This window comes from Sphingomonas sp. 10B4 (assembly GCF_035019905.1).
In the GTDB taxonomy this organism is placed as follows: Bacteria; Pseudomonadota; Alphaproteobacteria; order Sphingomonadales; family Sphingomonadaceae; genus Sphingomonas; species Sphingomonas glacialis.
In genome coordinates, this window is the sequence record NZ_JASJVC010000168.1 from 1 (window position 1) to 854 (window position 854).

Here is an 854-nt window from a genome sequence, read left to right on the forward strand (position 1 = left end):
GATCGCCGTCGAACAGTGCATCACCCACTGCCACCACTTGCGTCCCGCGACACGGGCCGAGGTCTATCCGCTCCGCCGCCGCCAGCATCGGCGTCTGCGCGCGTTCGAGGATGTTGGCGATCGCGCCTTCGGAAATGTCGAGCCCGAAGATCGTCTTCATGATGTCCTTGAGGCGCTCGAAGCTGATTGCCTGGGTGATGTGCAGATGGATCACCAGCGCACAGATGCCCGGTCCAAACGGCGAGCCTGGTTCCATCCCCTGCGGCGCGGGCGCAGTAAAGCGACCCTCGCAGCACGGACAGATACCGCGATGCAGGTTGATACGGATGGTAATCGGCTTGATCGGTGGCAGGTCGATATGGTCATAGGCATGGAAGTCGCCCTGGTCGGCCTCGGCCAACGCCGCCTCGCAATGCGGGCATTGCGCGGCCATCGCCTCGATCACGCGGTCGGGATCGGCGGCAAGCGCACGGGTCACACCGGGGCGGCCCTTGCGGCCTTTGGGCTTGCGTTCGGGCAAGTTGGGTTTGTGCCCGGCACTGGGCGGGAGCGACGAATTATCCGGCGTCTTGGGCGGCTGGCCCAGCTTCTCTTCCAGTTCGGCAATGCGCTTTTCGAGACGGTCGATTGTCGAGTGCAATCCGGCAATCTGCGTATTCTGCTGGGCGATGACCTCCGCCTGCGCAAGGATCACCGAGATCAGATCGTCATGCGAAAGCGCACGGAGGGATGCCCGGTCCATGGAGATTCTGAATCAAAGTGCGCGTCCGCGCGCAAGCAAAATCTTCCGGCTTGGCACGACTGCACGCCATGCTGCTCGCGCTACCCCGCATGCGCAAACCGACCATGGGGGT

1 pseudogene is annotated in these 854 nt (G+C 63.5%); it reads right to left on the reverse strand.

Annotation, left to right across the window (positions count from 1 at the left end):
• A pseudogene (locus QN347_RS19300) lies at window positions 1–742 on the reverse strand (hypothetical protein); the annotation flags it as partial.
• Between the last annotated feature and the right edge of the window lie 112 nt (window positions 743–854).